Source organism: Pseudomonas sp. 10(2024), from assembly GCF_045164175.1.
In the GTDB taxonomy this organism is placed as follows: Bacteria; Pseudomonadota; Gammaproteobacteria; order Pseudomonadales; family Pseudomonadaceae; genus Aquipseudomonas; species Aquipseudomonas alloputida.
Genome location: NZ_CP174006.1, coordinates 3,678,735 through 3,691,437, shown reverse-complemented (window position 1 = coordinate 3,691,437; position 12,703 = coordinate 3,678,735). Strand labels below are relative to the sequence as shown.

The window sequence follows — 12,703 nt, the reverse complement described above, 5'->3', positions numbered from 1 at the left end:
ATGCTGCTCTAGGCTCTGCCCCACGTACTCCGAACTGTGAAGGTAGCCCAGATGGATTTCGCCTATTCGCCCAAGGTCCAGGCACTGCGCGAGCGTGTCACTGCGTTCATGGACGCTCATGTCTACCCTGCCGAGGCCGTGTTCGAGCGCCAGGTCGCCGAGGGTGACCGCTGGCAGCCCACTGCAATCATGGAGGAGCTCAAGGCCAAGGCCCGGGCCGAAGGGTTGTGGAACCTGTTCCTGCCAGAGTCGGAATACGGCGCTGGCCTGAGCAACCTAGAGTACGCACCGCTGGCAGAAATCATGGGCCGCTCGTTGCTCGGGCCGGAACCGTTCAACTGCTCCGCGCCGGACACCGGCAACATGGAAGTACTGGTGCGCTATGGCAGCGAGGTGCAGAAACGCCAGTGGCTGGAGCCGCTGCTGCGTGGCGAGATCCGCTCGGCGTTTGCCATGACCGAACCGGACGTGGCCTCCTCGGACGCCACCAACATGGCTGCTACCGCCATACGGGACGGTGACCAGTGGGTGATCAACGGCCGCAAGTGGTGGACGTCCGGCGCCTGCGACCCGCGCTGCAAGGTCATGATCTTCATGGGCCTGTCTGACCCTGAAGGGCCACGCCACCAGCAGCATTCCATGGTGCTGGTGCCGACCGACACGCCAGGCGTGAAGATCGTCCGCCCGCTGCCGGTGTTCGGATATGACGATGCGCCCCATGGTCATGCCGAAGTCCTTTTCGAGAATGTGCGGGTGCCGTACGAAAACGTGATCCTTGGCGAAGGACGCGGCTTCGAAATTGCCCAGGGCCGCCTGGGCCCAGGCCGTATTCACCACTGCATGCGCTCGATCGGCATGGCCGAGCGCGCACTGGAGTTGATGTGCAAGCGTTCGGTGGAGCGTACTGCTTTTGGTCGGCCACTGGCACGCTTGGGCGGCAACGTCGACAAGATCGCCGACTCGCGCATGGAAATCGACATGGCCCGGCTGCTGACGCTCAAAGCGGCCTACATGATGGACACCGTCGGCAACAAGGTGGCCCGTAGCGAGATCGCCCAGATCAAGGTGGTGGCGCCGAACGTGGCCTTGAAAGTGATCGACCGGGCTATCCAGATACATGGTGGGGCAGGGGTAAGCGGCGATTTCCCGCTGGCCTACATGTATGCCATGCAGCGCACCCTTCGTCTGGCTGACGGGCCGGATGAAGTGCACCGGGCCGCGATTGGCAAGTACGAAATTGGCAAGTATGTGCCGGTGGAGATGTTGCGTAGCGGGCGGTGAACGCGTCAGCCTGCGCCGGCCCATTCGCGATCAAACCCGCGCCTGCAGTGATTGCGCAAAGTCCTGCAACTTGTAGGACGTATCTGAATTTTGGCTGAGGCCACTTGAATCTCCCTTGCTGGTGATAGGTTTCCAACCTGAATCAAGTACAGGGAGTTCATATATGCGCGTCAATCTAGAGGGGAAAGGTCAGGCGGTAGATGGCGATGTCACCACAACGGGTGCTGTCTGTATTGCGACGGGGGCCGGCTATCTAGACGAAGGCCGAATGGTGCTCCGTGAAGGCGACCACACCACGCCATGCCCTCTTTGTGGGCAGGCGGGAACTGTCGCCGAAGGTGTGGATCACTTTATTTCAGATGGCCAGCGGGTGGCTATGGATGGTGCGTTGGTTGTCTGTGGCTGTTCGCCGGGCACCAACCGGGTAGTCGCGCCCTTGTATGAGGCTCCGCCCTCCATGCACTCCATTGCAGGGCGTGCCAATACCCACGCTGCCGAGCTGTCACCCACCTTCAACCCCGAGCGCTTCTCCCAACCGGTAATAGGTGCACTGCCTGGTTCGCTGGAGCCTGGCTTCTACGTGGTTCCACGACGCATGTCGTTTCCCCAGATACTGCTTCAACTGGCCGGTCACGATTCCACGTTGCCGGTCTCACGGTTACAGCGGCTCAATCCCACGTATGCGCAAGGGTTCAAAGCTGGGGAAATCTTCGTTATCGGTGATCCTGACAATGGAAATGCCTGCACGCGCGAAGAGGGAGAGCTTATGGCGGCTGCGCAGCATGCGCGGCGTGCGCTGGAGGCACTCGACTACGTCGAAGCGGATTTCATGATGCAGCACCAGGCCGAAATCGCCGGCTTGCTCAGCAACGCCAGTCTGTCCATGGGCGTGGGCAAGGACATGCTGGATCAAGGCTTGAAACAAGTAAGCAATACCTTGACCAGCATCGAGCAATTGCACCAGCGTGAGTTCATGCACCATGGCCATTTGAATAGTCCGGGTTTCTTCGCCGAGCGCAGGCGGTTGTTGCAGCAACTGGATGGCCAGTTGAAAGCGGCGTTGCTTAATAAGCAACTGAATCTGGGGAGCTATGAGCGGCTGAAGAAGAGCTTGAATATCTCTACCAAGAGCCTGGTGCACCATTGGTCGAAAGCGGGCGGACCGGGGCAGATTCCGGGGTATGCGACACATCTTGAGGAGGTGGCGCGGTTAAGTAAGTACCTGCAATACGGAGGGTATGCAGCGATTGGGCTGGGCGGGACCTCGTCTTATCTGAAAGTAAAAGAAGTCTGTCGGGCCGGGGAGACTCGTGCTTGTCGAAAGGTTCGGTTTACTGAAGCGGGAAATTTTGTAGGGGGTCTAACGGGAGGGTTGGTAGGTGCCTCTGGTGGAGGTGCTGCAGCAGCTGCGTTATGCGGTATTTTTGCGGTGGGTACCGGTGGGTTTGGTGCAGTGTGCGGGATTGCGATCGTTGGCGCAGCCTCTTCTGCAGGCGCTATTGGTATTGGCGCCCTCGGAGAGCGGACCGGTGAACTCCTTCATGAGGTGACTGATGATTGACTTTGACAATTGGTCCCCATTGTTGCAGATAGGATTCCTGATTGCGCCTTTCGTCCTAGGCCTTGCGGGGATCGCTATCAATGTGAAAATTGCTTTGTCGAGTGATTTTGATGTCGCCCTTTCAGCGATCACGAGCAACCCCTATCTTGAGCAGATGAAACCCGTATGGGGCGGACGAAACCTAAGGCATCGATGCCTACTGATGAGTACAGTAAGCGCTTTGGTCACATTCCCAAGGTTACATTCACGCCTCGGATGGTTGAACGAAGCGGAGCTTGACAATTTTCCCCCAAAGTTGAGGCGAGATATGGGAGCAGCCCTTTGGTTGATCTTGATTGCCTCACTTTGGGGAGCGGTTGGTTACTTCATCATCAAGCAATGATTGCAACTCAGACCCGTAACTGTGGGTCATTCTTTTTTTGTCCCGTTGTTTTCTTATCGTTAGCTGCTTTTTCTATCGTCTTGTCGTCTTTATTCAACGTCTGCCCCCGCGTCTTGATCAACGAAATCACCACCCCACCCAGCAACAACCCGAATGTCACGCCCAACGACAGCAGCGCCGGCACCTTGCCCACCATGCCGTGGTAGAAAATCTTGCAGCCAATGAAGATCAACACCAGCGCCAGTGCGTACTTGAGGTAAACGAACCGGTGCATCAGCGCCGCCAGCGCGAAATACAGCGAGCGTAAGCCGAGGATGGCGAAGATGTTGGAGGTGTAGACGATGAACGGGTCCTGGGTGATGGCGAAGATCGCCGGCACGCTGTCGACGGCAAATACCAGGTCGGCCAGTTCGATCAGTACCAGTGCCAGAAACAGCGGTGTGGCATAACGCAGCGCCTTGCTGTGCCCGGCCGGGGTGTGGCGTACGAAGAAGTGCGAGCCATGGATCTGGTCGGTAACCCGCATGTGGCGCCGCACGAACTTGAGGATCGGGTTGTTGGCCAGGTCGGGGCGACTGTCTTCCTTCGACAGCGCCATTTTCACCCCGGTAAACAGCAGGAAGGCACCGAAGATGTAAAGCACCCAGGCAAAGTTCTGTACCAGCGCCGCGCCCACGCCGATCATGATGGCCCGCAGGAACACCACGCCCAGGATGCCCCAGAACAGTACGCGGTGCTGGTAGCGGCGGGGGATGGCGAAGTAGCTGAAGATCATCGCCATGACGAACACGTTGTCCATGGACAGCGATTGCTCGACCAAAAAACCGGTGTAGAACTCCAGTGCCGACTGCGCGCCCAACTGGTACCAGACCCCCGCGCCGAACAGCACACCGACACTGAAATAGCCTGAATAAAGCAGCAGGCTCTCGCGCATTTCAATTTCCCGGTCGTGGCGGTGCAGCACGCCCAGGTCGAGCACCAGCAAACCGATGACGATGGCCATGAACACCAGCCACAACCAGGCGCTGGTACCGAGGACAGGTGTTGTGAGGAATGCTTGCAGAGCTGTCATGAGCCCCTCCTTGAGTGTCGACGTTGCAAGGCAACAGTGATCCGACATGGCGGCTTGGCAGCCGTCAGAGGGGCCCGGTATCACATGGGCTTGAGCCTAGACCCGTTTACCCGTGATGCCGAATGGGGAGCTGTTACATTTCTTTGCCAGTGCAGAGCTCAGGTCCGCAATCCTTTGCTCAGCCCTTTCCCTTCTATTAAATAGCCCCGGTTATAGCCAAAACCAATCGAAAGCATGAGCTTTGCCAATGAGCCTTCAGCGGGATGATTAGTTAGGATTCTATCCATCAACTGATTCCAACCCCATGAAGGAGCGTCTCTCATGCCAATCATCAACAGCCAGGTCAAACCCTTCAACGCCACCGCCTACCACAAAGGCGAGTTCGTTCAGGTCAGCGAAGCCGATCTGAAAGGCAAGTGGTCTGTCGTGTTCTTCTACCCGGCCGACTTCACCTTCGTTTGCCCGACCGAGCTGGGTGACCTTGCTGACAACTACGCCGAGTTCCAGAAGCTGGGCGTGGAAATCTACGGTGTTTCCACCGACACCCACTTCACTCACAAAGCCTGGCACGACACTTCGGACACCATCGGCAAGATCGAATACCCGCTGATCGGTGACCCGACTCACGTCATTTCGCGCAACTTCGACGTGCTGATCGAAGAAGCCGGCCTGGCCGACCGCGGTACCTTCGTGATCAACCCGGAAGGCCAGATCAAGATTGTCGAGCTGAACGACGGTGGCGTAGGCCGTGATGCTGCTGAACTGCTGCGTAAGGTCAAGGCTGCCCAGTACGTTGCCGCTCACCCGGGCGAAGTGTGCCCGGCCAAGTGGAAAGAAGGCGAAGCCACTCTGGCGCCGTCGCTGGACCTCGTAGGCAAGATCTAAGGTCATGCCCAGAACGCGGGCGGTAAGCAGCCGCCAAAGCTGAAATACCTACCGCCCCGTCAAGCGCCCGGGCGACCTCGCCTGGGCGTTTTTGTATCCGAGTTTTGAAAAAGGAATCGCCCGTATGTTGGACGCCACGCTTAAATCGCAACTGAAAACCTACCTGGAGCGGGTCACCCAGCCGATCGAGATCGTTGCCTCCCTCGACGACGGCGCGAAGTCCCGCGAATTGCACGACCTGCTGGTGGAGATTGCCGGCCTGTCGAACCTCATTACCTTCAGCGCGGACGGTACCGATGCCCGTCGCCCTTCGTTCTCGCTGAACCGCCCGGGTGCCGATATCAGCCTGCGCTTCGCCGGCATACCCATGGGACACGAATTCACCTCGCTGGTGCTGGCACTGCTGCAAGTTGGTGGCCACCCGTCAAAGGCCAGTGCCGAAGTGATCGAGCAGATCCAGGCCCTGGAAGGTGAATTCAACTTCGAAACCTACTTCTCGCTGTCGTGCCAGAACTGCCCGGACGTCGTCCAGGCACTGAACCTGATGGCGGTACTCAACCCCAACGTGCGCCATGTTGCCATCGACGGTGCGCTGTTCCAGGACGAAGTGGAATCGCGCAAGATCATGGCGGTACCGAGTATCTACCTCAACGGTGAAGTGTTTGGTCAGGGCCGTATGGGCCTGGAAGAAATCCTTGGCAATATCGACACCAACGCCGGCGCCCGCCAGGCCGAGAAGATCAACGCCAAGGAAGCCTTTGACGTGCTGGTCGTCGGCGGTGGCCCCGCTGGCGCCGCTGCTGCCATCTACGCTGCCCGCAAGGGCATCCGCACCGGTGTTGCCGCCGAGCGCTTCGGCGGCCAGGTGCTGGACACTCTGGCCATCGAGAACTTCATCTCGGTGCAGGAAACCGAAGGGCCGAAGCTGGCCACGGCGCTGGAAGAGCACGTCAAACAGTACGACGTCGACATCATGAACCTGCAGCGCGGTGAAGCGCTGATTCCGGCCGCCGAGGGCGGTCTGCACGAAGTGCGCCTGGCGGGGGGCGCTTCGCTGAAGGCCAAGACCGTGATCCTGGCCACCGGCGCCCGCTGGCGCGAAATGAACGTGCCGGGTGAGCAGGAGTACCGCGGCCGCGGCGTGGCCTACTGCCCGCACTGTGACGGCCCGCTGTTCAAGGGCAAACGTGTGGCAGTGATTGGCGGCGGCAACTCGGGTGTGGAAGCGGCCATCGACCTGGCTGGTATCGTCGCCCAGGTGACGCTGATCGAGTTCGACAGCCAGTTGCGTGCCGATGCGGTGTTGCAACGCAAGCTGCATAGCCTGACGAATGTCAACGTGATCACCAGCGCGCTGACCACCGAGGTGCTGGGCAATGGCGAGAAGGTGACTGGCCTGCGCTACAAGGACCGCACCACGGATGAACAGCACGAAGTGGCACTGGAAGGCATCTTCGTGCAGATTGGCCTGCTGCCCAACACTGACTGGCTGAAGGGCACCGTCGAGCTGTCGCCGCGTGGCGAAATCATTGTCGACGCCAAGGGCCAGACCAGCATCCCGGGTGTGTTTGCCGCAGGTGACGTGACTACCGTGCCGTACAAGCAGATCGTCATTGCGGTGGGTGAGGGGGCCAAGGCATCGCTGGCGGCCTTTGACCACCTGATTCGGACTTCGGCACCGGCGTAAGCCTGTACGGCCCTTTCGCGGTTGAAGCCGCTCTCACAGGACTGCGCAGTTGTTGAAACTGTGAAGATCCCCGTAGGAGCGGGTTTACCCGCGAAGAGGCCGGCCCTGCTGGCCAGTCTCCACCCGTCGTTCACCGTTGCCGCCGCTACCGTATTCGCGGGTAAACCCGCTCCTACGCAGATTGGTGGTGGACATACCTCGGGGGTTGGACACAGGCCGTCGTGTAGGAGCGGCTTTAGCCGCGAAAGGGCCGGTACAAGCAAAGCATCAACCCGAGGGTGTCTATGCTTACACGTAAACCCCTCAGGAATCACCCGCATGACCCTGATCAGCCGCGAACCCTGGTGGCTAGTGCCCCCAAAGCCCGGGCAGCAAGAGCAGGACCTGCACTGGGGCTACCTGGAAATCTACGCCGACGGTCGCGCTGTGTTCGTCGACCAGCGCCCCACTGACCGGGAGCTGGCCGAGCGCAAGAGCTGCCGCAATTTCCCCGACCCCGAGCCGTGACGGCTCAGCCTTCCAGCTCAGCCAAGCGCGCTTCCAGCGCCGCAATGCGGGCTTCGAGGGCTTCGATGCGGTCTTCTGACACACTGCCGCCAGTGGTGCGCGCGCCGCCTTCCTGCTGCCGTGCAGCGAGAATCGCCTCGATTTCCGCCGGGTCGCCCAAGGCATGGGTGTAGCGGTCTTCACGCTGGCCGGCCTGGCGTGGCAGGTGCAAGGCCAGGTCCCGCGAGATCAGGCGCTCCAGCTGATGCTGGATCTGCTCGGTGTCGTCAAAGTCGTGCAGGCGGTTGCTACGGGTCAGCAGTTCGTTGAGGGTTTGCGGGCCCCGCAGGAACATCAGGCCCATCAGCACCAACTGCGCGGGCACCAGCTCCAGTGCCTTGTCTACCCGATGTTCCCAGCGGTCGGCACGGCTGCCCATCTGCAGGCGGGTCATGCCCTGACCTTCGAGGGCGCGCAGCGCCTGGCCGACCTGGCCTTGGGTGAGGTTCATCACCGGCTCGCGGCTGGTCTTCTGGTTGCAGGCCAGGACCAGGGCATTGAGGGTCAGCGGGTAGCTTTCCGGGCTGGTGGCCTGCTTTTCGATCAGCGAGCCGAGAACGCGGATCTCGATGCTGTTGAAGCGGCCTTCACCTGCGGTTTCGTGTTCTGACATGGCCCTGTCTCGTGGCTGGGGAAAGGCCACTAGGGTAGGTAATGCCATCGCGTAAGGCAATTGGGGCCGCAAAGCGGCCCCGGCCCGCTTAGCCGTTGCGCTGCTCTTGAGCCTGGCATGCCGCGGCAGTGAACAGCACATCGGTCGAAGAATTCAGCGCCGTTTCGGCCGAGTCCTGCAACACGCCGATGATGAAGCCCACCGCAACCACCTGCATGGCAATTTCGCTTGGGATGCCAAACAGGCTGCACGCCAGCGGAATCAGCAGCAGCGAACCCCCGGCCACGCCCGAGGCGCCGCAGGCGCACACTGCCGCTACTACGCTGAGCAGCACGGCAGTTGGCAGGTCCACCTGGATACCCAGGGTATGCACTGCGGCCAGGGTCAGCACGGTAATGGTGGTTGCAGCACCGGCCATGTTGATGGTTGCGCCCAACGGGATCGACACCGAGTAAGTGTCTTCATGCAGGCCAAGGCGTTCCGACAACGCCAGGTTCACCGGGATGTTGGCGGCCGAGCTGCGGGTGAAGAACGCGGTAATGCCGCTTTCACGCAGGCACAGCAGCGTCAGCGGGTAGGGGTTGCGGCGGATCTTCCAGAACACGATCAGCGGGTTCATCACCAGCGCCACGAACAGCATGCAGCCGATCAGTACCGCCAGCAGGTGCAGGTAGCCGAGCAGGGCGTCCAGGCCAGACTGTGCCAGGGTGGAGCTGACCAGGCCAAAAATGCCCAGCGGGGCGAAGCGGATGACCACGCGCACGATCAGGGTTACACCATTGGACAGGTCTTCGACCACGGTACGGGTCGTTTCGCCGGCATGGCGCAGGGCCACGCCCAAGCCGATGGCCCATGTCAGCACGCCGATGAAGTTGGCGTTGAGCAGGGCATTGACCGGGTTGTCTACCGCGTTCAGCAATAGGTTCTGCAGCACTTCGGCGATGCCGCCTGGCGCGCTCAGCGTGGCCTCGCTGGTGCTTAGCGCCAGGTGCGAGGGGAACAGCATGCTGGCAACCACGGCCACCACTGCAGCGGCAAAGGTGCCCAGCAGGTACAGCCAGAGGATCGGGCGAATGTGGGTTTCCTGGCCGTGACGATGGTTGGCGACCGAAGCCATGACCAGGATGAACACCAGCACGGGCGCAACCGCCTTCAGGGCGCTGACAAACACTTTGCCAAGAAAGGCCAGGTCGCGGGCGATGGCAGGTGCCAGTAGGGCGAGGGCGATGCCGGCGAGCAGGCCAATGACGATCTGAGTCACCAGGCTGGTGCGGTTGAGGATGCGGAGGAAAGGGGTCATGTGCAGCGGTATCTCGGAATCTGGAAAGGGCGGACTTTACCATAGAGCACCTATAGCGCATGTCGGGCCGTGTTCTTTGTCAATCAGGCTTTTGCGGCTACCAGTGAAACAACTCCCGCCGCGCCCCCTCGGTAATCGCCACGATCCCTGGGTGCTTGACCTTGCGCTCCACCGAAATGGCATAGAACGATTCGTGCACGGCCTCGGTTTGCCCGATCAGTTGCACGCCATACTGACGGCACACCTCCTCGGCGATTACGCTGGGCGCAACGAAAATGCCGCTGCCCGACTGCCCGAACGCTTGCATCAAGGCGCTGTCATCGAACTCCCCCACGATCCGTGGCTGCACCTGCTGCTCGCCCAGCCACCGCAGCAAGCGGCTGCTTACCACGGTCTCCTGGCCGGGAACCAGCAGCGGAGCATCCTGCAGGCAAGCTGGAAAAGGACCTTCAAGCCGTTGTGCCAGCGCCGGGGTGGCGAAGAAGCTCAGCCCGCACTCGCCCAGCTTTTGGCTGTAGCACTTGATGTCCAGGTGGTTAGGCATGGGGCTGTCGGAAATCACCAGGTCCAGGCGCTGGATAGCCAGGTCTGCCAGTAACCGCTCAAGTTTGTCCTCGCGGCAGTTGATGCGCAGCACCTCTTCCAGGTCCATGGTCGGTGCCAGCAGGCGGTAGACAATGGATTTGGGCACTACGTCAGCCACCCCCACACGAAACAGGATCTGCTCTTGAGGGCCGGCACGCAGCATGGCTTCAAGCTCGCTGCCGATCTGAAACATCTGCTCTGCATACACCAGGGCCTGACGGCCGGTTTCTGTCAGTTCCAGCTGCCGGCCGGCGCGCTGGAACAGTTCCAGGCCGTAGGTTTGCTCGAACAGGGTGATCTGCCCGCTAATGGTTTGTGGTGTGAGGTTCAGCTGTTGGCTGGCGCGGGTAATGCTGCCCGTCTTGGCCACGGCCCAGAAGTAATGCAACTGGCGATAGTTAAGCACCGTCGGTCGTTCCGATTCGTAAAAACCGAAGTATATGCCATGAAAATACGAATTTTCCTGAACTATTGCCGTCTCTAGAATGCACGGCTATCAGGCGCCATGCGCCGCCGGGTTATTTCAAGCGAGGACACCATGCTGCAACTCAAATCCATTGGCACCCCGTTGGTGCTGGCTTTGGCCCTGTTCACCCTGGCAGGCTGCGACCAGGCCGAGAAATCCGCCCAGCAGATGCTCGACCAGGCCGCGCAGTCGGCCAAGCAGGCCATCGACGACACCAACAAGGCTGCCCAGCAGGCGCTAAGCGAAGCCATCGGCAGCGAAGGGCAGAAGCCCAAGGATGCCGAGAAGAAAGAAGAAACCCAGGAAATCTGACCCCAACCGCTGCTGCAGGATTTGAACAATGGAATATTTGCTGGAACTCGCCGCTAGCCCTACCGCCTGGGTTGCCCTGGCTACGCTGGTGGCCATGGAAGTTGTACTGGGCATCGACAACCTGATCTTCATCTCGATCCTGACCAACAAATTGCCGGTGGAGTACCGCTCCAAGGCGCGGCGTATCGGTATCAGCATGGCCTTGGTCATGCGACTGGCCTTGCTCAGCACCGTGGCCTGGATCGTCCAGTTGACCGACCCGGTGTTCGAAGTGTTCGGCAACGCCTTCTCGTGGAAAGATGTGATCCTGATTGCCGGTGGTCTGTTCCTGCTGTGGAAGGCGACCAAGGAAATTCACGAAAACGTCGACCCGCATGGCGCCAAGGAGGAAGCCAAGGTCTCCTCCACGGTTACCCTGGGCTTTGCTGCGGCGATTTTCCAGATCCTGCTGCTGGACATCGTCTTCTCGGTCGACAGCATCATCACCGCCGTGGGCATGACCGAGCACCTGCCGATCATGATTATCGCCGTTATCACGGCTGTGATCGTGATGATGGTGGCCGCCGATCCGCTGGCCAACTTCATCAACGACAACCCGACCGTGGTCATGCTGGCGCTGGGCTTCCTCATCATGATCGGCATGACGCTGATCGCCGAAGGTTTTGGCGCCCATGTACCCAAGGGCTATGTGTATGCGGCCATGGCGTTCTCGACGGCTATCGAGGTCCTCAACATCCTTGCCCGTCGAGCGCGTTTGAAGCGTGAGGCGGCTGAAGGCTGATGTAAAAAAGGGGCGTTCTGCGCCCCCCTCGTGAACAAGCCCGCTTTCACAGGTACCACGAGCCATACTGGCATCGCGAAATACCTGTGGAGCGGGCTTGCCAGTGATCAAGCTTCGGGAAATCCTGAGGTTAGCTCACCCCGACATGCCGCCGCGCCCGCCTTGCTGGCTGTGGCTTGGGTGTTGCCTGCGGGGGCAGGTGGTGATGGTGTGCGTGACGCCGCACGATACGCAGTACACCCCACAGCATGGCGGCTGCGACGCTCAGCCACATGCCTACCAGCATGAGAATTGCCATGGTCAGGCTCATCTGTGCCTCCATCTCTGCGGCAAGCGCTTGATTGGCCCGCGTTTACCTTCCAGACACTGCTTTAGTCTAGCCCTTCGTCCGTGACGTTCCATCGAACAATGGTCTATCTCTAGGGCCGATTCGCTCCAAGGCGCTGTCGGACTATACCCGCGCCGCTGTCGGACCTATGATCGGTGGCCAGAGCCGGGCGCTGCCTGCCTGGCGTTGGAACAAGCGAGTGTCCATGGAGCAACATTCCTTCAAGGCTGCCCCCCGGCGGCTACTGGCGGCCTGCCTGCTGGCTGCCACCCTGGCCGGCTGCGCCAGCGCACCGCCCGGCAACCTCAAGGGCCTGCCGCAGCGGGTCGAGATCAGCAGCGTGCCGTTCTACCGTGGCAACGCCAACCACAGCGGGGCCATGGCGCTGGCGGCAGTGCTGTCGCAGCAGGGGGCACCTATTACGCCAGGCTTGCTGGATAAGCCGCTGAACCTGCCTCAGGGTGCCGAAACGCTGGATACCGCTATTCCCCGTGTGGCGCGGGACTACGGCAGGGTGGTGTACCCGCTGGACAAGCAACTGGACGCGCTGCTGGCCCAGGTGGCGGCGGGCAACCCGGTGCTGCTGCGTTACGAGGAAGGTTCGGCCTGGTGGAGCGAGCCGCGCTATGCGGTGTTGATGGGGTATGACCGGTACAAGCAGCGGGTGCTGCTGCGTTCGGGCATGCACCGGCGGCAGGTGATGGCATTCGATGACTTTGCATCGGCGTGGGAGAAGCAGGGGAGTTGGGCGGTGCTGGTGCAGCCACCTCGGCAACTGCCGGCCCAGGTTGATCGCCAGCGGTGGTTGCACGCTGCGGATGAACTGGCCAAGGCGGGGCAAGAGAGTGCGGCGAAGCAGGCGGTCAATAGCCTGAACAAATAGCGTTGCCAGTGCCGGCCCTTC

14 protein-coding genes are annotated in these 12,703 nt (G+C 60.6%); 9 read left to right on the top strand and 5 right to left on the bottom strand.

Annotation, left to right across the window (positions count from 1 at the left end; all coding sequences use genetic code 11):
* Positions 1–51 precede the first annotated feature (51 nt).
* From ACI7M0_RS16735 to ACI7M0_RS16725, 3 genes are all read left to right on the top strand, one after another.
* Positions 52–1,281, top strand: coding sequence for an acyl-CoA dehydrogenase (locus ACI7M0_RS16735; protein WP_129933870.1), 1,230 nt, complete (start codon positions 52–54; stop codon positions 1,279–1,281).
* Between the two features lie 163 nt (positions 1,282–1,444).
* Positions 1,445–2,842: a PAAR domain-containing protein gene (locus ACI7M0_RS16730; protein WP_129933871.1), complete on the top strand. Its 1,398-nt coding sequence runs from the start codon at positions 1,445–1,447 to the stop codon at positions 2,840–2,842.
* Positions 2,835–3,224, top strand: a complete 390-nt coding sequence (locus ACI7M0_RS16725) for a hypothetical protein (protein WP_064492459.1) — start codon at positions 2,835–2,837, stop codon at positions 3,222–3,224. The genes ACI7M0_RS16730 and ACI7M0_RS16725 overlap by 8 nt, the downstream gene beginning before the upstream one ends.
* Positions 3,225–3,231: 7 nt before the next feature.
* Here the strand turns inward: ACI7M0_RS16725 and ACI7M0_RS16720 are convergent, their stop codons facing one another.
* The gene (locus tag ACI7M0_RS16720) at positions 3,232–4,296 is read right to left on the bottom strand and encodes a TerC family protein (protein ID WP_064492460.1); all 1,065 of its coding nucleotides are present in this window, start codon (positions 4,294–4,296) and stop codon (positions 3,232–3,234) included.
* 321 nt (positions 4,297–4,617) lie between these two features.
* On the opposite strand from ACI7M0_RS16720, the gene ahpC reads away from it, so the two are divergent.
* The 3 genes from ahpC (at position 4,618) to ACI7M0_RS16705 (ending at position 7,375) form a co-directional block, all read left to right on the top strand.
* Positions 4,618–5,181, top strand: coding sequence for an alkyl hydroperoxide reductase subunit C (gene ahpC / locus ACI7M0_RS16715; protein ID WP_003250537.1), 564 nt, complete (start codon positions 4,618–4,620; stop codon positions 5,179–5,181).
* A 124-nt stretch (positions 5,182–5,305) separates the two neighbouring features.
* Positions 5,306–6,868 carry an alkyl hydroperoxide reductase subunit F gene (gene ahpF / locus ACI7M0_RS16710; RefSeq protein ID WP_129933872.1) on the top strand — a complete coding sequence of 521 codons (1,563 nt, stop codon included), beginning with the start codon at positions 5,306–5,308 and terminating at the stop codon, positions 6,866–6,868.
* A 318-nt stretch (positions 6,869–7,186) separates the two neighbouring features.
* Positions 7,187–7,375, top strand: a complete 189-nt coding sequence (locus ACI7M0_RS16705; protein ID WP_003250541.1) for a hypothetical protein — start codon at positions 7,187–7,189, stop codon at positions 7,373–7,375.
* A 4-nt stretch (positions 7,376–7,379) separates the two neighbouring features.
* Here ACI7M0_RS16705 and ACI7M0_RS16700 read toward each other — a convergent pair whose 3' ends face one another.
* From ACI7M0_RS16700 to nhaR, 3 genes are all read right to left on the bottom strand, one after another.
* Positions 7,380–8,027: a YceH family protein gene (locus ACI7M0_RS16700; protein WP_104887383.1), complete on the bottom strand. Its 648-nt coding sequence runs from the start codon at positions 8,025–8,027 to the stop codon at positions 7,380–7,382.
* Positions 8,028–8,115: 88 nt separating this feature from the next.
* Complete coding sequence (gene sstT / locus ACI7M0_RS16695) at positions 8,116–9,327, bottom strand: serine/threonine transporter SstT (protein ID WP_104962073.1); 1,212 nt, start codon at positions 9,325–9,327, stop codon at positions 8,116–8,118.
* Positions 9,328–9,424: 97 nt separating this feature from the next.
* Complete coding sequence (nhaR, locus tag ACI7M0_RS16690) at positions 9,425–10,318, bottom strand: transcriptional activator NhaR (RefSeq protein WP_004573709.1); 894 nt, start codon at positions 10,316–10,318, stop codon at positions 9,425–9,427.
* Between the two features lie 132 nt (positions 10,319–10,450).
* On the opposite strand from nhaR, the gene ACI7M0_RS16685 reads away from it, so the two are divergent.
* Entirely contained in the window at positions 10,451–10,690 is a 240-nt protein-coding gene (locus ACI7M0_RS16685) for a hypothetical protein (RefSeq protein ID WP_020191237.1), read from the top strand.
* 28 nt (positions 10,691–10,718) lie between these two features.
* Positions 10,719–11,471, top strand: a complete 753-nt coding sequence (locus ACI7M0_RS16680; protein ID WP_003250551.1) for a TerC family protein — start codon at positions 10,719–10,721, stop codon at positions 11,469–11,471.
* Between the two features lie 130 nt (positions 11,472–11,601).
* Here ACI7M0_RS16680 and ACI7M0_RS16675 read toward each other — a convergent pair whose 3' ends face one another.
* Positions 11,602–11,781: a hypothetical protein gene (locus tag ACI7M0_RS16675; protein ID WP_104887384.1), complete on the bottom strand. Its 180-nt coding sequence runs from the start codon at positions 11,779–11,781 to the stop codon at positions 11,602–11,604.
* 166 nt (positions 11,782–11,947) lie between these two features.
* Between ACI7M0_RS16675 and ACI7M0_RS16670 the strand changes: the two genes are divergently transcribed.
* Positions 11,948–12,682, top strand: coding sequence for a peptidase C39 family protein (locus ACI7M0_RS16670; protein ID WP_104962072.1), 735 nt, complete (start codon positions 11,948–11,950; stop codon positions 12,680–12,682).
* Positions 12,683–12,703 lie beyond the last annotated feature (21 nt).

Coding starts and splice junctions, on each gene's coding strand:
- ACI7M0_RS16730 (WP_129933871.1), top strand. CDS start 1,445: ATGCGCGTCAATCTAGAGGGGAAAGGTCAGGCGGTAGATGGCGATGTC.
- ahpF (WP_129933872.1), top strand. CDS start 5,306: ATGTTGGACGCCACGCTTAAATCGCAACTGAAAACCTACCTGGAGCGG.
- ACI7M0_RS16735 (WP_129933870.1), top strand. CDS start 52: ATGGATTTCGCCTATTCGCCCAAGGTCCAGGCACTGCGCGAGCGTGTC.
- ACI7M0_RS16720 (WP_064492460.1), bottom strand. CDS start 4,296: ATGACAGCTCTGCAAGCATTCCTCACAACACCTGTCCTCGGTACCAGC.
- sstT (WP_104962073.1), bottom strand. CDS start 9,327: ATGACCCCTTTCCTCCGCATCCTCAACCGCACCAGCCTGGTGACTCAG.
- ACI7M0_RS16705 (WP_003250541.1), top strand. CDS start 7,187: ATGACCCTGATCAGCCGCGAACCCTGGTGGCTAGTGCCCCCAAAGCCC.
- ACI7M0_RS16700 (WP_104887383.1), bottom strand. CDS start 8,027: ATGTCAGAACACGAAACCGCAGGTGAAGGCCGCTTCAACAGCATCGAG.
- ahpC (WP_003250537.1), top strand. CDS start 4,618: ATGCCAATCATCAACAGCCAGGTCAAACCCTTCAACGCCACCGCCTAC.
- ACI7M0_RS16675 (WP_104887384.1), bottom strand. CDS start 11,781: ATGAGCCTGACCATGGCAATTCTCATGCTGGTAGGCATGTGGCTGAGC.
- ACI7M0_RS16670 (WP_104962072.1), top strand. CDS start 11,948: ATGATCGGTGGCCAGAGCCGGGCGCTGCCTGCCTGGCGTTGGAACAAG.
- ACI7M0_RS16725 (WP_064492459.1), top strand. CDS start 2,835: ATGATTGACTTTGACAATTGGTCCCCATTGTTGCAGATAGGATTCCTG.
- ACI7M0_RS16685 (WP_020191237.1), top strand. CDS start 10,451: ATGCTGCAACTCAAATCCATTGGCACCCCGTTGGTGCTGGCTTTGGCC.
- ACI7M0_RS16680 (WP_003250551.1), top strand. CDS start 10,719: ATGGAATATTTGCTGGAACTCGCCGCTAGCCCTACCGCCTGGGTTGCC.